Origin of the sequence: Nocardiopsis salina YIM 90010, assembly GCF_000341025.1 — a bacterium.
Classification (GTDB): domain Bacteria; phylum Actinomycetota; class Actinomycetes; order Streptosporangiales; family Streptosporangiaceae; genus Nocardiopsis; species Nocardiopsis salina.
On the sequence record NZ_ANBF01000079.1, the window covers coordinates 18098 to 43969 of the forward strand.

The window sequence follows — 25872 nt, forward strand, 5'->3', positions numbered from 1 at the left end:
ATGCGGCACTGGGCCACCATCCCCGGCCGAAGCGGGACGGCCCCCGGGGTACCCGTGGAAATGATGTCTCCGGGGAACAGCGGCATCATCCGGCTGTGGAAACTGACGAGGAACTCGGGGCTGTAGCGCATCCGCGCCACGGTGTTCACGCGCTCCACCCGCTCGTCGATGACGGTCGACACCTCGACGTCGGCCAGGCGGTCGACGGAGGAGAAGACCTCGTCCAGGCCGATGACGTGCGGTCCGAAGGAGAAGAAACCGGGGAAGTTCTTGGAGCGGGTCAAGTACCGCGGGTTGCGGGCCAGGATGTCCTCGGCCGTCTGGTCCAGCACCGGCACGATGCCGGCCACGTGGTCGAGCGCCTCGTCCTCGGAGACGCCGTAACAGTACTCACCGATGACCAGGCCCATCTCGGCCTCCGCGGTCACGCGCTCGCTCTGCGGCGGCAGCGGGATCGTCTGCCCCGGACCGATGATGGTGTGGTCCCCTTTCATGAAGGAGGCGGGCTCGTCGGGTACCGCCTCGGACAGGTCGGAGGCGTGGTCGACGTAGTTGAGGCCGATCCCCCAGATCTTGCGCGGACGCAGGTAGGGCGCTGTCAGGTCCGGGTCCTCCAGCACGGTCGCGGCCGCCGGCGGGGGGGNGCGAGGAGCTCCATGGTGTCCGCGGGCAGGCCCGGCACCAGATCGTGTGCGGCGAACGCACCGTTCTTCGGATCGATGACGACAGGGAAGGTCTCGCCCTGCTCGGTACGTGCCGTGGCAAGTCGCATGCTGTTCTGTACTCCTTGGTCGGAAGGGCCGGGTCGTTCAGTAGGAGCCCACGAGTCCGCCGTCGCAACGGACCTGTTCGCCGGTGACGTAGGAAGCCGATGTGCTCGCGAGGAAGACCGCCACGGCTGCGAACTCCTCCGGGGTGCCGTAGCGCCCGCTGGGGATCGCCGCCTCCGACCGTGCACGTGCCTCCTCGGGCGCGATCCCTCGGCGCTGGGCCGCTGACGCGTCGAGGCTCTCCACTCGGTCGGTGTCGATCCGGCCGGGCAGGACCATGTTGACCGTGACGCCGTCGCTCGCCACGACGGCCGTGAGCGACTTCAGGTAGGCGGCCAGACCTGCACGCGCGATGTTGGACAGCGCGAGCTGGGGGATGGGTTGCTGAACGCCGCTGGAGCCGACGGCGATGACGCGCCCCCACCCGTTGGAACGCATACCGGGGAGCGCGAGGTCGACCAGGCGGCGCTGCTGCACCAGGTTCTGTTCCAGAGCTCTGCCGAGTGCTTCGTCGTCGATGGCGGTGGCTGCGCCCGGGGGAGGCCCGCCGCCGTTGAGCACGAGGACGTCGATCTGCCCGAAGCGCTCACCGACTTGGGTGATCAGCCGGCTCGGGGCGTCGGGCGCGCTCAGGTCGGCCTCCGCTCCCCACCCCGAACGCAGCCGGGCGGCCTCGTCGCGGGCCCGGTCGCCCCTGCGGCCGCACAGGACCACGTTGGCTCCTTCCGCGTCGAGGCCGCGGCCGATCGCCAGACCGATGCCCGACGTCGACCCCAGCACCAGGGCCGTCTTCCCCTTCAGGCCTGTGTCCATGCTCTTCCTCCCGTCCTTCCGACTTCGGGCCGTTGCTGCAGGTGCGCCCGGAGCGTCGGCACCAGCTCCTCGGGCAGGGGTGGCGCGGGTGCCCGGACGGCGGGGTCGGCGATCAGCCCGCGTTCAGCCAGGACCCGTTTGCGGATGGCCAGGCCGATCCCCGGTTGGGCCTCGAAATTGACCAGGGGGAGCCAGGGCCGAAACTCCGCGTGAGCGGCGCCCCAACCGCCCTCGTCCCAAGCGTCCAGGACTGCCCGCAGGCCCTCAGGGTGGGAAAAGCCGGTCATCACGCCGGCCGCACCGGCCGCGAGTTCGTCGAGCAGGCCGACACCGCCGAGCCCGCCGAATACAGAGGCGTTCGTGTGTGGTGCCAGACTGGCGATGGCCGCCGCGGTGGGCGGAGCCTCGGACTTGATCGCGGCGACTGCCGGCAGGTTGTGCACCGTGTCCAGCAGCGCCGCCGCGGAGATCCGTACGCCCGAGGCCACCGGGTAGTCCTGCAGGACGAGGGGCACTCCGCAGCTGTCGCCGACCGCCCGCATGTGTTCCGCCAACGCGCCGGGGTGGGAGGTGTTGATCTGCACCATGACGGCGGGGGCGGGTGATCCGGCCGCTGCCACGAGGGCGCGTCCCTGCTCGGCGGCCGGGGCCGTGGCCAGCGAGGCCAGGCCGATGACCAAGGGGGTGCCGGGCGCCTGTTCGCGCACGGCCTGCACGACCCGCAGTTGCTCCGGGTGGGACAGGGAGGCACCCTCGCCGAACACACCCAGGGCCACCAGGCCCGAGGCGCCCAGATCGAGGTACAGGCGCACCTGGGCCCGCAGCGAGTCGGTGTCGACGCGGGTCCCGCCGTCGCGGAACGGTGTGGCCAGCACGCCCCAGAGCCCGGGGGCGAGTGCGTTCTCGGACGCGGCTGCGGCCTTCATCGACGGCCCTCCGTGTCCGTGGGGGTGTCGGGGGCCTCGTCCAAGGCCAGGGCGACGACGTGTTCGGCGATCGCCAAGCTGGACGTGGCCGCGGGGGAGGGCGCGTTGCGCACGCACAGAGTGCGTCCGCGGGCGGTGATGCGGAAGTCGTCGACCAGGCTTCCGTCCGCCCCGAGCGCCTGGGCCCGTACCCCGCCCGGGGCCGGAACCACGTCCGACCGCCGCAGCTGCGGCACGTAGGCGCGGGCGCGAGAGACGAAGGGCCGCACACTCAGCGAGCCCGCCATCTNAGGTCCGCACACTCAGCGAGCCCGCCATCTCTGTCAGGCCCGTGCGCCAGTGTTTCCGGGCCATGGCGTGCATCCCCGGCCAACGGAGCGTCTCCCACAGGTCGGTGCGGTCGACGTCGCGCCGTCGGTAGCCCTCGCGGGCGGTGGCCAGCACGGCATTGGGCCCGATCAGCACCTCCCCGTCCACACGCGGGGTGACGTGCACGCCCAGGAACGGGTAACGCGGGTCGGGTACGGGATAGACCAGGCCCTTGACCACGTCGCGCCGGTCCGGCTCGAGGGCGTAGTACTCGCCGCGGAAGGGCACGATCTTCGGGTCCGCGTCGTCCCCGGCGAGCCGCGCCACACGGTCGCTGTGCAGACCGGCGCAGACGACGACGTTGTCGAAGGCCTGTTCCGCGCCGTCGGCGGTACCGACCACCACTTCCCCGCTCCGCTCGTGCAGGGCGGTGACCTCACGGCCGGTGCGCACGTCGCCGCCGCGGTGCACGACGTCGTCGCACAGCCGCCGCGTGACCGCCGCGAAGTCGACGATCGCGGTGCTGGGCGAGTGCAGACCGGCGATCCCGGCCACGTTGGGTTCGATCGCGGTGAGCTCGTCCCGGTCCAGCACGCGCACGCCCGGAACCCCGTTGGCGCGGGCACGTTCGGCGATGGCGCCCAGACGGGACCGTTCGCGCTCGTCCAGCGCCACCAGCACCTTGCCGCACTCGACGTAGTCGAGGCCCTGCTCGGCGCAGAACTCGCGCAGCAGTCCCACGCCCCTACGGCACAGGGTGGCCTTGAGCGATCCCGGCTCGTAGTACAGGCCCGCGTGCACCACCCCGCTGTTGTGCCCGGTCTGGTGGCGTGCGGGGCCCGCCTCCTTCTCGTAGAGCACCACCTCGGCGCGGGGGCGTTGTTGGAGGATTCTGCGTGCGACGGCGGAACCGACGATCCCGCCGCCGATCACCGCACAGCGCCACTTCGGGCCGGCCATGGAGGCCCCTTTCTCTCTTTCGGTCTGCGGTGGGTCCTGTGCTCAGCCGCGTTCGTCGGTGCCGCCCCCGGCACCCGGTGCGCTCCCGGCGGAGGTGGGAGCCGGCCCGCCTCCGGGGCCGCCGGCCCCCGAGCGCCTGCTGCGGGCCCGTCTGAAGACCCCCGAGGCGAAGGGCATGAGGCACAGGGCGACGGCGACACAGATCAGGGCGACCGAGGCACCGCGGGAGAAGAAGATGCCGAGGCTGCCGCCCGAGGTGATCAGTGTCTGGCGTAGGGTCTCCTCCGCCAAGGGTCCGAGTACCAGCGCGATGACCAGTGCCGCGGGTGAGAGCCCGTACATGCGCATGAAGAACCCGAGGAACCCGCAGGCGAACATGATCCCGACCTCGACGACACTGCCGTTGACGGTGAAGGCGCCGAACGCGCACAACACGATGATCAGCGGAGCCAGGGTCTGCAGGGAGATGCGGGCCACCGACGCGAACATCGGGATGCAGAAGATGTTGATGACCAGCAGCATGACGTTGCCCAGATACATGCTGGCGATCAGGCCCCAGGCGAACTCGGGGTTCTGCTCCATCAGCAGCGGGCCGGGCTGCAGTCCCCACATCAGGAATCCCCCCAGCAGCACCGCGGTGGAGGCCGACCCCGGGATCCCCATCGTCAGGAGGGGGATCATGGCACCCGTGGCGGCGGAATTGTTCGCAGACTCGGGGCCCGCCAGGCCCTCCGTGGCGCCCTTGGAGAACCGCTCGGGTTTCTTGGACACACCCTTCTCGACGCTGTAGGACATCAGCGCCGCGACGGTCGCGCCCGCCCCCGGGACGATCCCCAGTCCGAAACCGAGCAGGGAACCGCGCGCGATGGGCGCCCCCGCATCGCGGGCCTCGGTCCTGCTGGGCCAGAACGCGCGCTTGCCCCCGACCGAGACCGGTTTCCTATCGGCCTTGTGGACACCGTTGTACAGGCTCCACAGGATCTCGCCGAGCCCGAACAGGCCGATCGCGACCGGGATGAACTCGATGCCGTTGATCAGTTCCGTGGAACCGAAGGTGTAGCGCTGTTCGCCTCCGCCGATGTCGATGCCGATGGTGCCCAGCGCAAAACCGAGCAGGACCGACAGCGCGCCGCCCAACCAGTTCTTGCCGACCACCAGGACGAGCGTCAGCAGCCCGAGCAGCACGAGCAGGAACAGCTCGGGCGGACCGAAGTTGGAGGTCACCGCGGCGGCCGCGGGGGCGGTCAGGGTGAGCAGGGCCGCGGCGACGGTGCCCGCGATGAAGGAGGCGGCCGCGGCGATGACCAGGGCGGGAGCCGCGCGCCCCCGTTTGGCCATCGGGTAGCCCTCCAGGGCGGCCGGAACGCTCGCCGCGTCCCCGGGGGTGTTGATGAGCACCGAGGTGATGGTGCTGCCGTAGAACGCGCCGTAGTAGACGGCCGCCAACAGGACGATGGCGCTGACCGGGTCGAGCCCGAAGGTCAGGGGCAGGAGGATCGCGAGCCCGGCCGAGGGGCCCAGGCCCGGGATCACACCCACCAGCATGCCGGCGAGTGCCCCCAGCACGAGGAAGAGGAACGTGGTGGGGGACAGCACGTTGGAAATGCCTAGTAACAGGTCACCGAATATGTCCACAGCGGTCTCCGCGCCATTGATCGGGGGTCGGTTTTCGGCAGGGGAGGCCAGTCATGTCAGAGGAAAAAGGTGATTCCCTCCGGCAGTCCCGCGCCCAGCCACACATCGAAGAGGAAGTACAGAAATACGGGGAAGACGAGACTGAGTACAACCCTGCGAAGGTAGTGGCGGCGGTCGACCAGGAAGAACAGAAGGAGCAGGAACAGGATGGCTGTGACCGGAGCTCCCAGCGGGATGAAGAAGGTGACGAACATCGTCAGGGCCAAGGCGATGACCGCCATGAGGAACGGGTGGCGCGACGGCTCGTCGTCGTCCGCGTCGGCGGCCTCGTGCCCCGCCGTGTGCCCGGTCGGGCGCATCACGTGCCTGACCAGGGCGATCAGCGCCAGGGCGGTGCCGATGACCCCGATGATGCGGGGGAAGAAGCCGGGCCCGATACGGCCGGCCTCGGTCCCCCACGCCATGCCGAAGGCCAGGACGGCGTAACCGCACAGGACGAGCGTGAGTACCGCGAAGAAGACCTGGCCCCAGGTGAGCCGGTATCGGCTGGCGCGNTCCGCCATGGATGCCTCCGCATCGGCTCGGGGACGGGAGCGGGAGTTCGAGGTTCTCGGTGGCGTCGCGCCCATCAGATCGCCCCGTGCTCCCGCAGCGTCTCTTCGAACTCGTCGGCGCTCTCGGCCATGTACTCCTCGAAGTCGTCGCCCCAGAGCATTGCCTCGGTGAGGTAGTTGTCCTCGAGGTAGGCCTCCCACTCGGGGGTCTCCACGACCTCCTGGAGGGTCTCGATCCACCACTCGCGCGCGTAATCGGGTGTGTCGGGCGGCATGATCAGCCCGCGCGGCATCGAGAGCAGGTCCACGTAGCCCAGTTCGTCGCCGGTGGGCACGTCGGGGAGCGAAGCGACGCGGTCCTCGCCCGTGAAGAGCAGCGGGGTGACCTCCTCGGCCTCGATCTGACCCATGACCTCCGCGGGGTTGGACACCGCGGCGTCCAACGTGCCCGACAGCAGGGCCGACTGCATCTGGCCCTCGTCGTTGAAGGGCACGTAGTCGATCTCGTACCCGGCCTGCTCGGCCAGTTCCGCGTGGACGATGAAGTCGACGTTGACCGTGCCGATGCCGCCCACGGCGACGGTGCCGGAGTCGTCGGCCTGGTCGAGCCAGTCGTCCCAGTCCTCCATGCCGGAATCGCCCGGAACGGTGAAGATGAGGTCGTCGGTCGCGAACAGACCGACCCCGGTGAAGTCCTCGTGGGTCCACCCCGTGTCGGCCTGCAGGGGCGTCGTCAGGAAGGACCCCGAGGTCGTCGAGACCGTGTACCCGCTGCCGGCCTCGCCCATCACGTGGCTCCACCCGGTGGCGCCGCTGCCACCCTCGAGGTTCTCCACAACGATGTTCTCGGGGTAGAGCTCCTCCTGCTCGATGATCTCGACCATGGTGCGCGCCATGATGTCGTTGCCGCCGCCCGTACCGAAGGCGATGGTCCAGTCCAGCTCCTCGCTGGGGTAGTCCTCGGCCGCCTCGTCGGCCTGCTGGCCGGCACCGCAGCCGGCGACCGCCATGAGCGTCGTCATTGATGCTGCCACAACAGTGAATTTGCGCATTTGCTGCTCCCGAAGCCGGCGGGTGCCGGCCTCTACCGGTGTCACATATGATTCATCGGCTCTTCTTGATTCTGTGCCAAGACCCCACGGCGAGGGCGCAGAGTTGGCCTTCCGCGTCGTAGAGGTGTGATTCCATGTGGACGATTTTCCGGCCGGTCTTCAAGAATCGACCGATGGCGTGGCAGTCCCCGTGGATGGGTCTGAAAAAACGTGTGTTCATTTCCAGGGTGACCGCTGTGGACAGAAAATGGTGGCTGAGGTGGCCCATCGAGATGTCCATGACGGTCGTGAGTACCCCGCCGTGAATCGACCCCTGCGGGTTGGACAGCATGGGTGACGCGGGCAGGCGGACGGTGCAGGTCTGCTCGTCCTCGTCGTAGGTGATCCCCAGGTCGAGGAACTTGGCCAGGAAGAAGGAACCGAACTCGGGCCGTGCTTCGGTCAGGGCGGAGTCCACGTGCCGGCGGATCGCGGTGTGGTCCATCGGGTCGTCCTTTTCTGCCTCAGCCGAACCGCGGCGGGCGCTTCTCCAGGAAGGACCTGACGCCTTCCGCGTAGTCGTCGGTGTCGAAGGAGGAGTTGCGCAGGTCGATGGTGTAGTCGTCGTCGCGGACCTGCCCGGCGGCGATACGCCCGACGATGTCCTTGGTGGCGGTGACGCTGTACTGCGCGCGTGAGGCAACGGTCGCGGCGAAGTCGTAGGTCGCCGATCGCAGCTCGTCGGTGGGGTACAGGCCCTCGATCAGGCCGATACGTTCGGCGCGTTCGGCACCGACATGGAGGCCGGAGAAGAGGATCCACTTGGCCTGTGCCGGACCCACCAGGTCCACGAGCCGCTTGGTCGACTCCAGGCTGTAGACCAGGCCCAGCTTGGCGGGTGTGATGCCGAACCGGCCGTGGTGGTCGGAGAAGCGCAGGTCGCAGGCGAGCGCCAGGCCGCATCCGCCGCCGATGCAGTAACCGTGCACCATCGCGATGGTCGGTTTGGTGACGGCTTCGAGCGCCTGCTCGGCCGCGGCGACGTGTTCGTTGTAGGAACGCGCGCTCTCGGCGTCGGACCGCACCTGCTCGAACTCGGTGATGTCGGCCCCGGCCGCGAAGGCCTTGGTGCCGGCCCCGCGCATGACCAGGACCCGGATGTCGGGGTCGGCTTCCACCTTGCGGGCGATCGCGGGGAGCTCCTGGTACATGCCCAGGTTGATGGCGTTGCGGTTGTCGGGCCGGTTGAGGGTCAGCGTCGCGACGGCGCCCTCGCGCTCCAGCGTCAGGTCCTCACTCACGAGTTGCTCCCGGTCGCGGTGGTGTGTTCGTGGACGGTGCCGTTCTCGAGGAGATCCTGGATCTCCTCCTCGCTCAGGCCGGACTCCGCGAGGACCTCCCGGCTGTGCTGGCCCAGCAACGGGGCGGCGCTGACGATGGAGAAGTCGATCTCCCCGAACTTGGTGGGCGGGGCGATGGTGCGCATCGGCCCGATAACGGGGTGCTCGACCTCGGCGATCAGGCCCCTGGCCCGGACGTGGGGATCGGCGAGGGCCTCGTCGTAGGTGAGTACGGGCCCGCCGGGTACACCCGCCTGGTCCAGGAGGTCCATCCAGTGCCGGGTGCCCGCGGTGGTAGTGATGGCCTCGATCGCGTCCTGGAGCTCGTCGATGTGTTCCATGCGGGCCGACAGGGTCGCGAACCGGTCGTCCTCGAGCCACTCGGGGCGCTCCAGGACGTCGGAGACCAGGCGTTTCCACAACCGTTCGTTGTTGGCGCCGATGGTCACGTAGCCGTCGTTGGTGGCGTAGGCCTGGTAGGGCGTGCTGCGGCGGTGCCGGGTCCCGGTTGCGGTCGGCACCTCGCCGCTGCCGAAGTAGGCCCCGGACTCCCAGACGGTCCAGGCGAGCCCGGACTCCAGGAGGGACACGTCGATGTAGTCGCCCTTGCCGGTGCTCCTGCGGGACAGCTCGGCGGCCATGATCGAGTAGATCGCCGTGGCGCCCGCGGCGATGTCATTGACGGCGATCCCGACCTTGGCGGGACGCCCGTCGGGGTGACCGGTCATGCGCATGAATCCGCTGGCGCCCTGGGCCATGATGTCGAAGCCCGGGCGGTCTCGGTACGGTCCGCTCTGCCCCCAGCCGCTGATGGAGCAGTAGAGCAGGTCCGGGCGGACCTTGGTCAGGTCGCCGTAGCTGATGCCCAGGCGGTCGACGACACCGGGGCGGAAGTTCTCGATGACCAGGTCGGCCTCTTCGACCATGCGCAGGAACGCAGCGTGTCCGCTTCGGCCCTTGAGGTCCAGGGCTATGCTGCGCTTGCTCCGGTTGGGCATCGCGAACGGGTAGCTCTCACCGTTGACCTTGGGGCCCAGCCGGCGCGAGTCGTCGCCCGTGGTGGGTGCCTCCACCTTGATCACGTCCGCACCCAGTTCCGCCAGCACCATCGTGCAGTAGGGGCCGGACAGGTAGCGCGTCAGGTCCAGTACTCGGAAGCCTTCCAGCGGTTTCATGCAGGTCCGGCCTTCCCGTAATATGGGATAGTATCTCGCATGTCAGGAAGATAAGAGTGTGTTCCACGTCTCGTCAAGGGGGGTAGTCATGACCGAAACGCCTGACCAGTCCTCGGTGAGCACCGGGGTGGCGGGTCACCGGCGACAGAAGTCCGGTGTGCAGTCGATCGACCGAGCGGTGCAGATCCTGAGATGCTTCGGCCCCCGCGCGTCCGAACTGGGGATCAGCGAGATCGCGCGCGACACCGGGCTGTCCACCAGCACCGTCCACCGCCTGCTCGCGTCGATGCACGACAACGGCCTGGTGCGCAACACGACCGAACGGCGCTACGCCCTGGGCCCCCTGCTCGTACAGCTGGCGCGCAGCGGTGCGTTCCCCACGTCGCTGCGCGACGCCGCCGGTCCGGTCATGCGGGAACTGCGCGAGAAGGCCGACGAGACAGTGGGGCTGCACGAACTCCTGCCGTCCAACAAGCGCGCCGTCATTGACCAGGAGGAGAGTCACCACCCGCTCCGCCGCACCTACACCGACCTGGACATCCCCATACCGCTGCCCCTGGGGGCGCCCGGCAAGGCGATCCTGGCGTTCGTGCCCCATTCCGTCAGCGACGAGATTCTGAGCAGGCCCATCGAGCAGGTCACCCCGGCCACAGTCAGCGACCCCGAGGAGCTGCGAGCCCAGTTGGCCGATGCCCGCCTGGACGGGTTCGCCACCTCCTACGCCGAACGCACCACCTCGATCCACACGGTGGCCGCCCCTGTCTTCGACAACGGTTCCCGCGTCGTGGGATGCCTCAGCATCAGCGGCCCGGAGATGCGTATGCCCCGCTCGCGGGTCGAAGCGCTCTCCCTCGACGTCAAACGGGCGGCCTGGACCATCTCCGAGGCCCTGGGCGCCACCCGCGAGGGCGTGCGGTTCTGCATCGAACTCGCCTCACCGCCCGATGTGACGGAGGAGCGCGCCGACCGCCGGCGGTGAGGCGGTACGGCCGTCCCCGCAGGGTCCTGCCCCCGGAGATAACCCGTGTGCACAGGGGGAATGACGAGCAGGGAGCATTCGGAGGGGGGAACCGATGATGGACATGAGCAGCCATGTGGACGCCGTCGACCGCAGGGTCGACGTCGAGGACACCGCCGACGGCCAGGAGTACGCGGTCGTGCTCACCCGGCAACTCGGCGCCTCGGCCGAGGAGCTGTGGCGTACCTGCACCGACCGCGAGCGTCTCGCCCGATGGTTCCTGCCCGTCACCGGTGACCTCGTGGAGGACGGCACGTACCAGGTGCAGGACAACGCCGGCGGCCGGGTCCTGGCCTGCGACCCGCCGTGGTCCTTCCGGGTGACCTGGGAGTTCGACGGAGGGTACAGCGAGCTCGAGGCGCGTTTCAGCACCATCGGCGAAGGCCGCGGCCGCCTGCAGCTCGCCCACGCCGCGCCGGTCGGCGACTTCTTCGCCACCTACGGTCCCGGCGCCACCGGCATCGGGTGGGAACAGGCGCTCGTCGGGCTCGCCCTGTACCTGGAGACCGGGGACCCCCACCCCGACGGGGACGCCGCCTGGGAGGAATCGGCCTCCTACCGCGACTTCGCAGCGCTGGTCGGGCAGCGCTGGGGCGAGGCCCACGTCGCAGCCGGCGGTGACCCCGGGGCGGCCGAGGCTTCGGCCGCACGGACCGTGGCCTTCTACACCGGCCGGGACACCTGACCCCGCGAGCCGACGCCCGGGGATCTTGCCACCCGAGCCGATATCGGCGCTGAACCCTGCTCCGGTAGCAAGATCCTCTACCGCGTGACCTGGAAGAATCCCTCCGAGATGAGGGTCCGCAGTGCGTCGGGCGCGCGCTCGCGGACCATCGCGGAGTCCTCGCCCATGAGCTCGGCGATCGCGTCCAGCAGCGGACCCACGGGCATCGTCCCGTCGCACACGCTCGCCAGCGCGGCCTCGACGGTGCCCACCCGTGCGACGCGGTGCAGCCCGTCGCGCTGGCGCAGCACGATCTTCTCCGGGTCGGGGGCGCCCGGACGGCTCACCCGCTCCTCGACCACACCCGGTGCCAGCGACACGTGCGCCGACAGCAGCGCGGCGTCGGTGAGCCGGTGCGCGGTCATCGCGCCGTTGACGACGTCGGGCAGGTACGGGCCGACCGGCTGCTCGATCTCGTGCCGCAGTTCCTCCACCCGCACGGTCGCGTCCTGGGCGGCGTCGTTGCGCAGGCTGATCCAACCGAAGCCGATGCCCTTGATGCCCTCGCGCTCGAAGTAGTCCAGCCAGGCGTCGTAGCGGCGCGTGTATTCGGCGGTGCCGTGCTCGCAGGAGTCGCGCAACCACAGTTCCACGTACTCCGCCGGGTCCTGCACGTCGCGCTGCACCACCCAGCCCGAGCAGCCCGTGCCGGCCACCCAGCCGCCGACACGGTCCTCCCAGTCGTCTCCGTCGGCGTGCACCCAGTTCGCGAGGATCTGACACCAGCCGCCGTCGGTCAGATGGGCCGGGGCACCGCGCACCAGCTCGGCACAGACGGCGTCACCGGGCAGGTCGGACTCGCGGTAGGTGTACCGCGAGGCCTCGGGGGTGATCACGAACGGCGGATTGGACACGATGAGGTCGAAACGCTCGTCGGCCACCGGCTCGTAGAGGGAACCCTCCAGCAGGCGCACGTCGGACATCCCCGACAGCGCCAGGCTGATCCCGGCCAGGCGCACGGCCCGCGGGTTGAGGTCGGTGGCGGTCACCTCGCGTGCGCGCGATCCCAGGTGCAGTGCCTGCACACCGCAGCCGGCGCCCAGGTCGAGGGCGCGGTCGAAAGGACCGTCGACGATGAGCCGGGACAGGGTCGCCGACGCGTTCCCGGCGCCGACGACGTGGTCGGGGCGGGGCACGGCGCCGCTGCCGGGGCGCACCTTGGGGTCGGAGACCACGAACCCGGGTCGGCCCTCCTCGAGTTCCCACGGGCCCAGGTGCACCAGTGCGCGGACGACACGTCCGCGCGCACCCTCCTCGACGGTGACCAGGTCGGCCTCGGCCAGCTCCTCCACAGGCAGGATCGTGCGGGCGGCGCGCTCGGGGATGGGCGACTGCAGCCACCACAGGCGCAGCAGCAGTCCGAGGCGTTCGTCCCCGCCGGTGGCGCGCATGGCGGGCACCAGTTCCTCGCGGGCCAGGGCGCTGGCGGCGGCGTCGCCGAGGCGGTCGCGGACCCCGGACACCGTGTAATCGGCGTCGATCAGGATGCCACGCAGGCGGTCGGCGAGTCCGCGTGGGAATTCTGTCTCAGACACGTGACCCATTATCGGCCAGGTGGGGGACCGGAACCGACTGCCGGAGGGGCTCAGGGCCTCTCGGCGGCGGTGTCCGTGCCGGTCGCGGTGGCGGGTCCGGCGGTGTCGGAGGCTTCCGGTCCGCTCTCGGCGCCGGCGCGATCGCGGAACAGTCGGGGGATGTACAGGAACCCGAAGACCCCCAGGGCGATCCCTGTCAGGCACACGCCGATCCACCAACGCTCGGAGTCGGGAATGCCGTCGCCCATGGCGATCAGGACGACCAGTGCCACGGTCCAGGCGAGTGTGCCGATGGCGGCGGGCACGCGGTAGTCGCTCTCGTGGACTTCCGGGTCTGGTTGGCGAGGTTTGCGCACGGAACCAGGTTATCGCCCCGGGTGCGAACGCGAGGAGGGGCGATGGTCCGGTGCGCGACCGGGTCACCGCCTCGGGCCGCTGCCCGGTTGATGTCTTGATCACATCATTCGTCCCATGGTGCCGTCCATTCGGTGATTTCTATGAAACCTCTGTGCAACATGTGCCTGTTGTTGTACGAAGATGCAACTAATCTTGCTCAGTGTCCGTGACGCCCTTGAACACGACCAGGTCAGAGTGAAGACGTGAACGCACCCACACCACCCCCGTCCGCGGCCTCTGCGGCACCCCGCGGAGCCATCGACCGCTACTTCCGTATCACCGAGCGCGGCTCCACCCTCGGCACGGAGATCCGCGGCGGCCTGGCGACCTTCTTCGCCATGGCCTACATCGTGGTCCTCAACCCCCTCATCATCGGGACGGCGGAGGACGTCAACGAGGAGACCCTGGGCATCCCCGAGGTCGCCGCCATGACCGCACTTATCGGCGCGATCTCCTGTGTCCTCATGGGTGTGGTCAGCCGCTACCCCTTCGCGATCGCCGCGGGCATGGGCCTCAACGCGGTCGTCGCCTACGGTCTCGCCCCGCTCATGCCGTGGGCGGACGTGTTCCTGCTGGTGATCGTCGAAGGGATCGTGCTGCTGATCCTGGTGGTCACCGGGTTCCGCACGGCTGTCTTCGCCGCCGTGCCCCCCGGGCTCAAGATCGGCATCGCCGTCGGTGTCGGCCTGTTCCTGACCTTCGTCGGGCTCGTCAACTCCGGCTTCATCCAGTCGCCCCCGCCGGACGAGGACATCCCGGTCCAGCTGGGCGCGGAGGGAAGCCTCAACGGGTGGCCCATCCTCATCTTCGTGCTCGGCCTGCTCACGGCGGTCGCCCTCCACGCCCGCAAGGTCAAGGGCGCCCTGCTCATCAGCATCGCCGTCGCCACCGCAGCCGCCGTCGCCGTGGAGGCCTTCCTGGGCGACGGCGCCGACGGACTCGGCTGGAGCCTGGAGGCGCCCACCCTGCCCACGAACCTCGGGGAGGTCGTCGGCTGGCCCGACCTGAGCCTCCTCGGCCTGTTCACCGAGGGCGGCTTCAACATCGTGGAGCGCTGGTCGGACATCGGCCTGGCCACCGTCCTCATGCTGATCTTCACCCTGCTGCTCGCCGACTTCTTCGACACCATGGGCACGATGGTCGGCGTCGCCCACCAGGGCGGCCTCTCCGACGAGGACGGCAACATCGAGGGCACCCGTGAGGTCCTTCTCGTCGACTCCGCCGGCACGGTCCTCGGCGGTGTGGGTTCGGCCTCGGTCGCCACGCTCTACGCCGAGTCCGCGGCCGGTGTCGGTGAAGGGGCCCGGACCGGTGTCGCCCCGATCGTCACCGGTGCCATGTTCATGCTCGCCACGCTGTTCACGCCGCTGGTCGAGCTGATCCCCTTCGAGGCCGCCACCCCGGTGCTGGTCATCGTCGGGTTCATGATGATGAGCCAGGTGACCAACGTCGACTTCACCGACCCGGCCATCGGGATCGGCTCGTTCATGGCGATCATCATGATGCCGTTCACGTACTCCATCGCGAACGGCATCGGGTTCGGCCTGCTGGCCTACACCTTCGTGAGCCTGGTCATGGGCCGGGGGCGCCAGGTGCATCCGCTCATGTGGCTCATCTCGCTGGTCTTCCTCGTCCACTTCGCCGAGGCGCCCATCTACGCCCTCATCGGCTGATCCGGGCCAACCACCCAGCTCTCCCGGTTTTCCCGCGGCTCACCGCTGCGGGAATGCCGGGGCGGGTGGACGGCGTTGTTCCACAAGATGAGTCAACGCCGTTTACTTGACGTGGGCCCGCGACCCGGGGCCGCAGCACACACGACAGTCCCTCCCCGCCGCTCCCGAGAGGTGGGGAGGGACTGTTGAAGCGTGTCACCATGTTCCGTTCCCTGGCCGTCCGCAACTACCGCCTGTACGCCGCGGGCCAGCTGCTCTCCAACCCGGGCACCTGGATGCAGCGCATCGCCCAGGACTGGCTCCCCCCCCCACCCAGCGGCGGCAGCGGCATCGCGCTCGGCCTGACCACCGCCCTGCAGTTCCTGCCGATGCTCCTGTTCGGGCTGGTGGGCGGTGCGCTCGTCGACCGCCTCGACAAGCGCCGTCTGCTCATCGGCACCCAGAGCGCCATGGCCGTGCTCGCCGTCGGACTGGGCATCCTCGCCACAGCCGGCGCCGCCGAGGTCTGGCACGTGTACCTGTTCGCGTTCGGACTCGGCATGGTCACCGTCGTCGACAACCCCGGACGGCAGTCGTTCGTGCCGGAGATGGTCGGCCGCGACCACCTGACCAACGCGATCGCGCTCAACAGCGCCAGCTTCCAGCTGGGCCGCGTCACCGGCCCCGCCATCGCCGGGCTCCTCATCGCCTGGGTCGGCAGCGGGCCCGTGTTCCTCATCAACGGCGCCTCCTTCGGGTTCACCATCCTCGCGCTCGTGCTGATCCGCACCTCCGAGCTCAACCGAACCGACCGCGCCGCCGGCGGCAAGGGTCGGATCCGCGAAGGCCTGGCCTACATCGCCTCCAGGCGCGACCTCGTCGTGCTGCTCGTGCTGGCCGCGTGCACGCAGTTCTTCGGCGCCAACGTGCAGAACCAGCTCGCGCTCATGGTCAACAACGTCTTCGAGACCGGTGCGGACGCCTTCGGTTGGGCCGCGGCCTGCCTGGCCGTGGGATCGCTCGCCGGCGCCCTGCTGGCCGCGCGCCGCGAACGCCCCCACCTGCGGCTGGTGCTGCTCGGCGCGATGACCTTCGGGATGCTGCAGGCTCTGGCCGGGTTCATGCCGTCCTACCTGGCCTTCATCGTGGTGCTGGTGCCCATGGGCGTGGCCTTCATGACGTTCGTGACCACGCTTAACGCCACGTTCCAGCTCAGCGTCGACCCGCAGATGCGCGGGCGAGTGATGAGCATGTTCCTGCTGGTGTTCATGGGTGTGGCCCCGCTCGGTGCCCCGGTCGTCGGGTTCCTGGCCGACGCATTCGGGCCCGGAACCAGCATGTTCATCGGCGGATCGGTCACCGTCGTCGTGGTCGCGGCGCTCACCCTGGCGCTGCGGTGGGCCAAGGGCATCACCCTTCGTGAGCTGTTCGTGCAGGCACGCATCGACGAGGGGCGTCCTCCGGAGAGGCCCGAGCCCACCGAGGAGGCAGAAGAGTCCGAGGGCTCCGACCGGTGCACGCAGTCCGAGGGTACGACCGCCGACCGGGTGCCCGAGCAGGGCGAGCGTGAGGAGGAGGGCCGGGTCAGGCCGTGACCACCCTGGTCATGATCGACACCGAGCTGACCACCATCAACGCGAGCACCGCGCGACGGAACCACTCGGCGTCCATCCGGCGGAAGACACGTTCGCCCGCGACGGTGCCCAGCACCTTCGCGGGCACCCCGACCAGCACTGCCATCCCGACCCGGGCGGTGAGCTGGCCGGTCAGCCCGACCCCGATCATCGTGGCCACGCTCGTCGCCGAGAAGGTCACGCTCAGGGTTCCACGCTGGGTCCGGGGCGACAGGTCGCCGTACTTCGAACCCTGGAGCCCCGCGACCAGGAGCGGTCCGTCGATCGCGGTCGCGGAGAACGAGGCCCCCGAGAGCATGCTCATCCCCGCCACCGCCGGTGTACCGACCGGGACCACAGGTTGAGCGGCACCGCCGTGACCGCCGCGATCACCACGGCCGTCACGGGGTCGATCAGCAGTGCCATGAGCGGCACCGAACCAACGAGTAGCCGAAACCGGCCATGATCCGTACCAGAGAGGCCGCGGTCAGGGCGGCGAAGACGGCGGCGAGCTCGAGCACGGGAGGACTCCGGGACGGGAACGGGGAGAAAAGTCCAGCTCATGGCGGTTTTCTCGGCCGGACGCAGGGACCTTTCCGCCCGGGCGGTACTCGGACGACCCGAACGAGGGAAAGACCGCACCCATGCGCTTGTTCACCGCACTCGTCCCGCCCGGGCAGGTCGTCGACGCCCTCCGAGACGCCGTCCGGCGCGGCCGCCGCCACGAGCCCCGGCTCCGGTGGGTCGCGCCCGAGCACTGGCACCTGACCCTGGTCTTCCTCGGCGAGGTCGGCCCGGACCGCCTGGCCGTGCTGGGCCCCGCACTGCGACGGGCCGCAGCCGTGCACCCTCCGCTCGCCCTCGAACTCGACGGTTGGGGCACCTTTCCGCAGGAGGGCCGGCGCGCCTCGGTGCTGTGGGCCGGGGTCGGGGGCCACACCCAGGGGCTCGCCGATCTGGTCGGGGACCTGCGGCGGGGCCCCNTGCCGCACATCACGGTCGCCCGCAGCCGTCCTCCGCGCGACCTCGACACGACCGTGGAAGCGCTAGGGAGCACGCCCCACTTGGGGTGGAACGCCTCGCGGGTCGATCTTGTGGAGAGTCTTCCGGGTTCGGGTACCCGTTATCGGACCGCCCTCACCTGCCCCTTACTCTGGGGTACGGACAATGGCCGGTCACCGGAGCGGGGCACGTCATGAGCATGCTGACCAACAACCGCAAGCAGCGTTGGCTGCTGCCCGTGGTGCTGGGCTCCATCATGCTGCTCGTCGTGCTCGGGGCCCTGTTCGACTGAGGCCGCAGGGCCGCTGGGGTGGGTTCCGGCTCAGTCCGCGTCGGCCCCGATCAGCAGCCGGGTCGGCCCTGTTCAGGCCGCGTTCGTCGAGGACATCTCCGCGGCACGGGCCACCAGGTCCGCATTGCTCCGAGCCTCCTCGCCGTCGGGCAGGCGCAGTGTGTCCTCCAGCCCGATACGCACGTCCATCCCCGCCGCCAGAGCGGCCTCCAACAGCGGCCACGCCGTCGCGTCCGCACCGTGCAGCATCCGTGGACGGCTGTCCTCGGCCCGGTCGAGCAGAGCCACGATGGTGTCGGCGTTGCGGCGGGCGTCGTCGATCTGCACCTGGGTGGGCTCGATCAGTACCGCCGACACCGTGATCCCCGTCGCCACCAGGATCCGTGCGGCATCGACCGTCCACAGCCCCGCCTCCACGTCCACACGGCGATCGTGCAACAGGTGCACCAGGTCCACCGACCCGGCCTCGTGCAGGTTCACCGTCACCGAGTCCGGCAGGGTCGGCGACGCCCACCGCTGCACCAGATCGTAGCGGCGCACCGGGTCGGACTCGGCCGAGAGCGCCGTGGTCAGCGACACCGGGACCTGGGGGCCGTCGTCACGCAGGCGCTCCATGAGCGAACCCACCACCTGCGGGTCCAACGACTCGGCCCCGCCCGGACCGCGCGGGTGCACGTGCAGGTCGGTCGCACCCGCGTCCACCGCGGAATGGGCGTCCTCCACCATCTGGTCGAGAGAGACCGGAAGGGCGGGGTGGGAACCGGGACGGCGGTCCCCGTTGAGACAGGCGACGATCCTCATGGGACTCTCCTCAGCGTGTCCGTAATGCCGAATGTGCCCGCTCGCACCCGCACGCAAGCCACCCCCGCCCGCACCGTCCTGGCAGGATGTCTGACATGAGAACCACCCTCGCGCTCGCCGCAGCCGTCGCCCTCGCGGTCGGCCCCGCCGCCACGGCGTGGGCCGACACCGACGTGCCCGACGAGCCGGGGGAGGAGGGGCCCGACTACCCGCGCGGGGGTGAACCGCCCGAGGGGTCGGAGGTGGTCTTCGAGTTCCAGGACGAACGGATCTCCGAGTCCAGCGGGATCGCCCCGTCGCTGCTGCACGAGGGCGTGTGGTGGACCCACAACGACAGTGGCCTGCACGAACCCCACGTGTACGCCGTCGACGAGGACGGAGAGACGCTTGCGACCCTCACCCTGAACGCGGAACTGCGCGACTGGGAGGCCGTCACCGTCGCCGAGGGCCCCGATGGTGAGCCGCAGATCCACGTCGGTGACATCGGCGACAACTTCGGCGGCGGGTGGCCCGACATCCGGGTGTACCGGTTCCCCGAGCCCGAGACCCTCGCCGATGCGACCGTCGACCCCACTACGCTGACGCTGGCCTACGAGGACGGCGGTCGCGACGCGGAGTCGATGATGGTCGACCCGCGCGACGGGCGCCTCTACATCGCTTCGAAGGAGTTCTCCGGCGGACTGTACGCCGCACCGGAGGAGCTCGACGCCGAGGGCGAGAACACGCTGGAGCGCATCGATTCGGCGCCCCTGTTCGCCACCGACGGTGCGTTCCACCCCGACGGCACCCGGTACGTGATCCGTACCTACTGGGGTGCCACGGTCTACGACTCCACCGACGGCGTGCCCGGCGATCCGCTGGGCTCGTTCGACCTGCCGGAGATGGAGCAGGGCGAGTCGATCGCCTTCACCCCCGACGGCACCGCGCTCATGGCCGGCTCTGAGGGCGAGCACTCGCCCGTGTGGCGGGTGCCGCTGGCCGAGGAGTTCCTCAGTGAGGAGGACGCCGAGCTCGCCGACGGCGACGGTGCCGGCGACGGTTCCTCCCCGGACGAGGCCGATGCCGAGGACGATGGCGACGGCGGGTCGGCCCTCTTGCCGATCGCCGGCGGGGCCGTCGTCGCCGGGCTCCTCATCGCCGCCGTCGTGTGGCTCGCCCGCCGGTCCTGATTCGTTCTCCAGGGACCCCGGTTCCCGTGCATCGCCGCGTCAGGGCTCGGCTGCCCCGAACCCCTGGCTGTCCCTGGACGCCGGACGGCCGGCGCCGTCACTGAGCCCTCGGGCGCCGGCCCGGAGCCCCCCGGCCGGCGCCCGTGCCGTCTACTGCGGGTCGAGGAAGAACTCGCGTGCGAGGAAGGCGTGGCGGGAGAAGTCGGTGAAGACCCCGTCGACGCCGACCTCGAAGAAGGCCTCGTACTCGGCGGCGAACCCCCCGTACTCGGTGGCCGCGCCCTCCGAGCGCAGGTTCACCGGCAGGAAGTGGTTCTCGCTGCGGAACGTGAACGGGTGCACCAGCAGCCCCGCCTCGTGCGCGTCCGCGACCAGGTCGGTGGCCTCGCCCAGGTTCCCCTCGTTGTCGGTGCCGATGACCAGGCTCTTGTGCGGGCCGATCGCGTGCGCGAACGAGGCGACCTCGGCCAGCCCGTCCGGGGTCGTGTAGTGCCGCCAGTGTTCCTCGGTGCCCATGAGGTAGACCAGCGGGAGTCCGGTTTCGGCGAGCTTTCGCAGGCTCTCGGCCTCGAAGGACTGCAGGAACACCGGGACCTCGGGCTCCTCCCCGTGCAGCCCGGCCTCCCGCAGCTCGGCGATCAGGGTCGGCTCCAGCTCCAGGCCCTGTGCCACGTGGTACGCGGGGTGCTTGGTCTCGGGGTAGACCCCGATCGGCCGGCCCAACTCCTCGGTCAGCGACTTCGCGAGCTCGATGACCTCACCGAGGGTGGGGATCCCGTAGCTGCCGTCCATCACCGCGTTCTCGGGGCGCACCTTCGGCATGCGCTCGACGGCGCGCAGGGTCCGGATCTCGGCGAGGGTGAAGTCCTGCGCGAAGAAGCCTTCCGTCTCGCGGCCGTCGACGGTGCGGGTGGTGCGGCGGTCGGCGAACTCGGGGCGGTCGGCCACGTCAGTGGTGTCGCCGATCTCCTGCTCGTGCCGGCAGATCAGTGCGCCGTCGCTGGTCGATACGAGGTCCATCTCGATGAAGTCGCCCCCGTGGCGGGCCCCCAGTTCGTAGGAGGCGAGGGTGTGCTCGGGCCGGTGACCCGAGGCTCCCCGGTGGGAGATGATCTTGATCGGGGGTTCCTTCTTGTTCCTGCGCACAGTCGACCGTCCTGGTAGCTCAGAGCCTGCGAAAAGGGGAGTGGCCGGCCCCTCGCAGGGACCGGCCACCATTGTGCAACGCCGCGGACCTCGGCGGGGCCGTTCGCCCGCGGCGGTGTGATCAGGCCAGCTTGGCCGCCACGAAGTCGATGCACTGCGTGAGGGCGTCGACGTCGCTGGGCTCCACCGCGGGGAACGTCGCGACACGGAGCTGGTTGCGGCCGAGCTTGCGGTAGGGCTCGGTGTCCACGACGCCGTTGGCGCGCAGAACCTGCGCGATCGCGGCGGCGTCGACGGAGTCGTCGAAGTCGACGGTGCCCACGACCTGCGAGCGCTGCGCCGGGTCGGTGACGAACGGCGACGTGAACTCGGTCCGGTCGGCCCAGTTGTAGAGGATCGACGAGGACTCGTGGGTGCGGTCCACCGCCCACTTGAGGCCGCCGTTGCCGTTCATCCACTCGAGCTGCTCGGCCAGGAGCAGGAGCGTGGCCACGGCCGGGGTGTTGTAGGTCTGGTCCTTGCGCGAGTTCGTGATCGCGGTCTCGAGGGAGAAGAACTCCGGGATGTAGCGGCCGGACGCGGCGATCTCCTCGGCGCGGGCGATCGCGCGGGGCGACATGACGGCGATCCACAGACCGCCGTCGGAGGCGAAGCTCTTCTGGGGGGCGAAGTAGTAGACGTCGGTCTCGGAGATGTCGACGGGCAGGCCGCCGGCGCCGCTGGTGGCGTCGACGAGCACGAGGGAGTCGTCGTCGGCGCCGGCAGGGCGGGCGATGGGCGCGGCCACACCGGTGGAGGTCTCGTTGTGGGTGAGCGCGTAGGCGTCCACGCCGGCCTCGGCGGACAGCGCGCCGTGCGTGCCCGGGTCGGTGGCGATGACGGTGGGCTCCGAAAGCCAAGGGGCGCCCTGGGCGACCTTGGCGAACTTGCTGGAGAACTCACCGAAGGACAGGTGCTGCGACTTCTGGCGGATCAGGCCGTGGGCGGCGATGTCCCAGAACGCGGTCGTGCCGCCGTTGCCGAGGACGACCTCGTAGCCCTCGGGCAGGGAGAAGAGGTCGCGTACGCCCTCGCGCACGCGGCCCACGAGGGACTTCACCGGCTTCTTGCGGTGAGAGGTGCCCATGTAGGTCGCACCGGAGGAGGCCAGCGTGTCGAGCTGTGCGGTACGGACTTTGGACGGGCCGCTGCCGAATCGGCCGTCGGCGGGCAACAGGTTCGCGGGGATCTCAATCTCGTCGGTCACGTGTACCAGCGTAGTGGCGGCGCTGTTCGCGAAGGGCCCAGGGGTCGCATTTCAGCACGTGAAACACTGTGATGGGAGGTGAGCCCGTGTGAACCGAACACGAATCACGTCGGGCACGCTCATTTCCCGGACCCCTGGCCGGGACAGGTCACCGCAATTGTGCCGAAACCCCTTAACTCGGACCGTTTTGTGGTGTCTAATGGGTCAGCTCCTGGGACCCGACGCCCCCCATGGAGAGGCCCAGAGATGTCACAGCGGGATTCCGGCACCCCGGAACCGACACCGGCCCCCGGCGCCCCCGAAGCCACTCGGGTGTTCGACGAGCTCCGCACGCGCCCCGAACGCAAGCTGTACCGCCTCCAAAGGCGCATGCACCGCCAAGCCGCATCGCGTCTTCCCCCGCCTCGACGCGAAGGGTGGCAGCGCGGGACCTCACCGAGCCCCCGCCCGTCCTGGACGTGGAGGTCGAACGGCCCGAGGACCGTGAGCGCGTACGCCGCACCCTGGTGCTCCGCTGCGGCACACACCCGGTCTGGGAGATCGCGCCCGGCCAGGCCCCCTCCGAGAGCGAGGCCGCGTCCGCCGACCGGGAACCCGGCCCCGACCCGCGCGGGGTGCACGGCCGCGACACCGTCCGGACCCTGCGCCGCGGATGGTTGGGCAGGCGCAACCGCGACCGCGCCGCCGTACGACCCCGGTCCCCGGAGAACGCCTCCGGTCCCCCCGCACCCGCCGAACCCCCGCACGCGACCACCGATGAGCTCTACCGCCTGATGGAGGAGCTGGTCGAGGACGGTTTCGCCTGGCCCGGGCCCCTGCGGCGCAAACGGGGCCGCAAGGTTCCTCCGCCCCCGCGCTTCGCCCACCTGCGCTCCCTGCTCTGGCTCTACCGCAGCGACTACGCGGCCGTGGAGAGCCACGCCAAGGGCAACGAGAGCTCAGGCGGCCGGGACGACGGCGGCAACGCGGTCACGGCCGGAGGGGACCCCGAACAGTGGCAGGAGAGCAGGACCCACGCCGAGGTCGTCGGCCGCCTGCGCGCGGTGCGCCTGAACCATGCCAAGCGGCGGCTCGAACAGGCCGAGTCCGAGCTCAAACGGGCCCGCCGTGAGGGCAGGACGGAGCAGATCCGTGCAGCCGCGCGGGCCCGGCGCCGGGCGGCCCGGGTCGTGGCGCGCCGGAACCTGGTCAAGCGCGCCTCACCCCTGCTCGACGTGCTCGCCTGGTTGGGCGTGCGGGCCAAGTTCGACAAGCTGGACGACGCCGTCTTCACCCCGGTCGGGTACGGCAGTTCCGTCCTGACCTCCGTGCCCGTGGGTTTCGTGGTGGCAGGCGCCGCCGCGTTCGACAACGCGGTCGTCCTGGGCGGTGCCGTGCTCCTCGCTCTGGGTTTCCTCGGCCTGCTGCTGTGCATCCGCCGCCCGTGGCTGCCCTACGCGTGGCTCAACCACCACAGGTACATGGACTGGGACCCCAGCAAGGACCAGAACGCGGCCGGCGACCACCGCAGCCGGGGCACTCACGTGCTGAGCCGGCTGAGCACCGACCGGGAGCGCACGGGCGAGATCAGGAAGGGGACCGAACCACCGGCCGTGCACCGGCTGGCGGTCAACGCCTTCCTCGACGACCTCCACCACGCCTACGGCGTCTCCGGTCGCCGGTACCCGCGACCGCGCAGGGGGCGCGACCGCCGTCCGGTCCTGGTCTTCGACGCAGACGGCGCGGACCGCGTGACCGCCTACTTCGTGCAGCTGATCGAGGACGAACGGCTGCGGCGCGCCTACCCCGACCCCCTCGTCCTGGTCCAGGTCCGGGGACGCGGCACCGCCTCCGTGGTGGAGGAGGCACCCGACCCTGCGCGGTACACGACCCTCCCGGAGGCCGTCGGGTACGAGCCCGAGGTCCCCTCGCTCCGGGACTGGACACGGGCGCGGCAGTCGGCCGGCAGCCTCGGCGCCGGCCGACTCCTCAGAAGCAGGGTCGGCCCTTTCCCGGAGGAGGCGGTCGGGGACGCCCCCGCACCCGTCCGCGTCCTCACCGCCCCCGCCCTGACCGGGCTGTGGGGAGCCGGGGCCGGTGCGCTCGCGCTCGTCGTCGTCTTCGCGCTGCCGCCGGTGGTGCAGCAGACCTTCGAGTGCGTCGACGAGGGGCTCCTGGTGCCCGAGGGCATCACCACCGTCGCGGCCGGCGACTCCAAGGCATGCGTGGGGCTGACCTACGGCGACTTCGTCTTCGACGACCGCCTAGAGGAGGTCAGCCAACGCATCGAGCGGCAGAACACCCGGGTCGACGACAGCGGTGCCCCCTACGTCACCATCGCCTACCTCGGTGAGCTCGACACCCCCGGGCACGACACCTACGACATGGCCGGGGTGCAGGGGGAGCTCGTCGGTATGGCGATGCGCCAGGCCCAGCACAACGCCTTCGCCGAGCGCAACGGCTCGAAGGGGCTGCGGATCAAGTTCCTCATGGGCAATGCGGGCCGCAACTGGGAACACGCACCCGACGTCGCCGACCAGATCGTCGAGCGGGCCGAGGACGAGTCCCTCGGTATGGACCGGCCGATCGTCGCGCTCGGGTTCGGGCAGAGCGTCGCGCCCAACAGCGAGGCGATCCAGCGTATGAGTACGGCCCGCATCCCCGTGATCGGGACGACCGCCACCTTCGACGACGTGGCCGCAGGCGGGCCGGAACAGCCGCGTAGCCCGTACTTCTTCCCCACCGCGCCCTCGAACAGCCGCCTCGCGGTCCAGGCCGCGAACTGGGCGCTGGAGGGCGCCTCGACGGTCCGCCACGGGCGGCAGATCACGATGGAACCGGCCGGGAACGCGGCGGTCATCGCCAACGCCGGGGCGGCGAGCGACGGCGGGGACCTCGAACAGTACGGACCCGACCTCGCCCAACGCTTCATGGAGGAGTTCGGGACCGGGGGCGGCCGACCGTGGGCGCCCCCCGATGGCCGGGACCTGCCCGGGGACCAGGGCAGCGGGATCCTCTTCTACGACGAGACGGGCTACGGGGACCTCCCGACCGTCCAGGACCAGGTCGAGGAGGTCTGCAAGGAGGACCCGCCCGACCTCTTCTACTACGCGGGCCGGGCCGAGGAGTTCGGCGAGTTCCTGAGCGTGGTCGAGGGCGGGGGCACCAGCGCCTGCCGGGGAGGGGAGACCACCGTCCTGGCAGCCGACGACATCAGCAAGTACGCCGCCGACGAGGAGGAGAACCTCGCCGAGCGTTCGCCGCCGCAGATCTTCTACACGCCGCTGGTGCCCAGCGCCCCCTGGGAGGACACCGCGGCCGAGGCACACGCGACGACCTTCTACGTCGACGTGCAGGAACTGATCGACGACCTCTACGACAAGAACGAGGACGAGGAGCTCCCCTCGGTCTCCCACGCCGCCACGGCCTACGACGCGATGCGGGTCATCGACCGGTCCCTGGACCAGAACATGGTCGAGGGAGCGCCCGCCCGCTTCCTCGCCCAGGAGGAGGACTACGAGGAGACCCGGGAGACCGTCTACACCGGGATCAGCGGGACGAGCGGGATCAGCGGCAACAGCGGCTACCTGGGTTTGGAGGGCCTGGGCCCGGGCAACTGGAACCCGCACCGCTTGGTACAGCTCGTGTTCGTGGGCGAGGAGATCGGCGGCGGGTTCCAGCACGTGGTCGAGAGCTGCGGCATGACCGCCTCCGACGAGATGCTCGAGGACGACGGGTGTATCGACACCGGCGCCTCCGACCTCGATCGGGAGCCCTGACCTCGGG

Annotated in this window: 22 protein-coding genes and 1 pseudogene (1 of these 23 running past the window's edge); 7 read left to right on the forward strand and 16 right to left on the reverse strand. The window is 70.2% G+C overall.

What is annotated here, in order from left to right; translation table 11 throughout:
* The 10 genes and pseudogenes from D474_RS34045 to D474_RS0108660 all read right to left on the reverse strand — a co-directional run.
* Positions 1 to 620, reverse strand: the beginning of a protein-coding gene (locus tag D474_RS34045) for a CoA transferase (protein WP_017613180.1). It extends 1234 nt beyond the left edge of the window; 620 of the gene's 1854 nt are visible here — the first part of the coding sequence; it begins with the start codon at positions 618 to 620; the stop codon falls past the left edge of the window.
* A 189-nt stretch (positions 621 to 809) separates the two neighbouring features.
* Entirely contained in the window at positions 810 to 1583 is a 774-nt protein-coding gene (locus D474_RS0108620) for an SDR family oxidoreductase (protein ID WP_017613182.1), read from the reverse strand.
* Positions 1568 to 2509, reverse strand: a complete 942-nt coding sequence (locus D474_RS34250; protein ID WP_026118300.1) for a dihydrodipicolinate synthase family protein — start codon at positions 2507 to 2509, stop codon at positions 1568 to 1570. The genes D474_RS0108620 and D474_RS34250 overlap by 16 nt, the downstream gene beginning before the upstream one ends.
* Positions 2506 to 3778 (reverse strand): annotated as a pseudogene (lhgO, locus tag D474_RS34255) (L-2-hydroxyglutarate oxidase). The gene D474_RS34250 and the pseudogene lhgO overlap by 4 nt, the downstream one beginning before the upstream one ends.
* A 42-nt stretch (positions 3779 to 3820) precedes the next feature.
* Positions 3821 to 5413, reverse strand: a complete 1593-nt coding sequence (locus D474_RS0108635; RefSeq protein WP_152476692.1) for a tripartite tricarboxylate transporter permease — start codon at positions 5411 to 5413, stop codon at positions 3821 to 3823.
* Positions 5414 to 5469: 56 nt separating this feature from the next.
* A complete protein-coding gene (locus D474_RS0108640) occupies positions 5470 to 6042 on the reverse strand; it encodes a tripartite tricarboxylate transporter TctB family protein (RefSeq protein ID WP_083931768.1) in 573 nt (190 codons plus the stop codon).
* Positions 6042 to 7001: a tripartite tricarboxylate transporter substrate binding protein gene (locus D474_RS0108645; protein ID WP_026118301.1), complete on the reverse strand. Its 960-nt coding sequence runs from the start codon at positions 6999 to 7001 to the stop codon at positions 6042 to 6044. Before D474_RS0108645 ends, D474_RS0108640 begins: the two co-directional genes overlap by 1 nt.
* A 70-nt stretch (positions 7002 to 7071) precedes the next feature.
* A complete protein-coding gene (locus D474_RS0108650) occupies positions 7072 to 7503 on the reverse strand; it encodes a PaaI family thioesterase (protein WP_017613186.1) in 432 nt (143 codons plus the stop codon).
* A gap of 19 nt (positions 7504 to 7522) precedes the next feature.
* The gene (locus D474_RS0108655; RefSeq protein WP_017613187.1) at positions 7523 to 8299 is read right to left on the reverse strand and encodes an enoyl-CoA hydratase/isomerase family protein; all 777 of its coding nucleotides are present in this window, start codon (positions 8297 to 8299) and stop codon (positions 7523 to 7525) included.
* Positions 8296 to 9513 carry a CaiB/BaiF CoA transferase family protein gene (locus D474_RS0108660; RefSeq protein WP_017613188.1) on the reverse strand — a complete coding sequence of 406 codons (1218 nt, stop codon included), beginning with the start codon at positions 9511 to 9513 and terminating at the stop codon, positions 8296 to 8298. The genes D474_RS0108655 and D474_RS0108660 overlap by 4 nt, the downstream gene beginning before the upstream one ends.
* An 88-nt stretch (positions 9514 to 9601) precedes the next feature.
* Here D474_RS0108660 and D474_RS0108665 point away from each other — a divergent pair, with 88 nt between their 5' ends.
* Together D474_RS0108665 and D474_RS0108670 are read left to right on the forward strand one after the other, a co-directional pair.
* A complete protein-coding gene (locus tag D474_RS0108665; protein ID WP_017613189.1) occupies positions 9602 to 10492 on the forward strand; it encodes an IclR family transcriptional regulator in 891 nt (296 codons plus the stop codon).
* Between the two features lie 103 nt (positions 10493 to 10595).
* A complete protein-coding gene (locus D474_RS0108670) occupies positions 10596 to 11216 on the forward strand; it encodes an SRPBCC domain-containing protein (protein ID WP_239647023.1) in 621 nt (206 codons plus the stop codon).
* Positions 11217 to 11293: 77 nt separating this feature from the next.
* Here D474_RS0108670 and D474_RS0108675 read toward each other — a convergent pair whose 3' ends face one another.
* Complete coding sequence (locus tag D474_RS0108675; RefSeq protein ID WP_026118302.1) at positions 11294 to 12790, reverse strand: DUF7059 domain-containing protein; 1497 nt, start codon at positions 12788 to 12790, stop codon at positions 11294 to 11296.
* 50 nt (positions 12791 to 12840) lie between these two features.
* Complete coding sequence (locus tag D474_RS0108680; protein WP_083931769.1) at positions 12841 to 13146, reverse strand: DUF2530 domain-containing protein; 306 nt, start codon at positions 13144 to 13146, stop codon at positions 12841 to 12843.
* Positions 13147 to 13389: 243 nt separating this feature from the next.
* Here D474_RS0108680 and D474_RS0108685 point away from each other — a divergent pair, with 243 nt between their 5' ends.
* Both D474_RS0108685 and D474_RS28045 read left to right on the forward strand, forming a co-directional pair.
* Positions 13390 to 14859, forward strand: a complete 1470-nt coding sequence (locus D474_RS0108685; RefSeq protein ID WP_017613193.1) for an NCS2 family permease — start codon at positions 13390 to 13392, stop codon at positions 14857 to 14859.
* A 185-nt stretch (positions 14860 to 15044) separates the two neighbouring features.
* Positions 15045 to 16433, forward strand: a complete 1389-nt coding sequence (locus D474_RS28045) for an MFS transporter (RefSeq protein ID WP_017613194.1) — start codon at positions 15045 to 15047, stop codon at positions 16431 to 16433.
* Here D474_RS28045 and D474_RS33250 read toward each other — a convergent pair.
* Positions 16423 to 16776 (reverse strand): TSUP family transporter, encoded by a 354-nt coding sequence (locus tag D474_RS33250; RefSeq protein ID WP_017613195.1) that lies wholly within the window; start codon positions 16774 to 16776, stop codon positions 16423 to 16425. The two genes, D474_RS28045 and D474_RS33250, sit on opposite strands and share 11 nt — an antisense overlap.
* 319 nt (positions 16777 to 17095) lie before the next feature.
* On the opposite strand from D474_RS33250, the gene thpR reads away from it, so the two are divergent.
* Complete coding sequence (gene thpR / locus D474_RS0108700) at positions 17096 to 17650, forward strand: RNA 2',3'-cyclic phosphodiesterase (RefSeq protein WP_017613197.1); 555 nt, start codon at positions 17096 to 17098, stop codon at positions 17648 to 17650.
* A 167-nt stretch (positions 17651 to 17817) separates the two neighbouring features.
* Here the strand turns inward: thpR and D474_RS0108710 are convergent, their stop codons facing one another.
* Positions 17818 to 18546: a 3-keto-5-aminohexanoate cleavage protein gene (locus D474_RS0108710; protein WP_017613199.1), complete on the reverse strand. Its 729-nt coding sequence runs from the start codon at positions 18544 to 18546 to the stop codon at positions 17818 to 17820.
* Positions 18547 to 18641: 95 nt separating this feature from the next.
* On the opposite strand from D474_RS0108710, the gene D474_RS0108715 reads away from it, so the two are divergent.
* Positions 18642 to 19715, forward strand: coding sequence for a hypothetical protein (locus tag D474_RS0108715; protein WP_017613200.1), 1074 nt, complete (start codon positions 18642 to 18644; stop codon positions 19713 to 19715).
* 150 nt (positions 19716 to 19865) lie between these two features.
* On the opposite strand, the gene D474_RS0108720 is transcribed toward D474_RS0108715, so the two are convergent.
* Both D474_RS0108720 and serC read right to left on the reverse strand, forming a co-directional pair.
* On the reverse strand, positions 19866 to 20861 hold the full coding sequence (locus D474_RS0108720) for a glycerophosphodiester phosphodiesterase family protein (RefSeq protein WP_017613201.1): 996 nt from the start codon (positions 20859 to 20861) through the stop codon (positions 19866 to 19868).
* 121 nt (positions 20862 to 20982) lie between these two features.
* Positions 20983 to 22107 (reverse strand): phosphoserine transaminase, encoded by a 1125-nt coding sequence (gene serC, locus D474_RS0108725; protein WP_017613202.1) that lies wholly within the window; start codon positions 22105 to 22107, stop codon positions 20983 to 20985.
* Between the two features lie 416 nt (positions 22108 to 22523).
* Between serC and D474_RS0108730 the strand changes: the two genes are divergently transcribed.
* Positions 22524 to 25865: a type 1 periplasmic-binding domain-containing protein gene (locus D474_RS0108730; RefSeq protein WP_017613203.1), complete on the forward strand. Its 3342-nt coding sequence runs from the start codon at positions 22524 to 22526 to the stop codon at positions 25863 to 25865.
* The last annotated feature ends 7 nt before the right edge of the window (positions 25866 to 25872 follow it).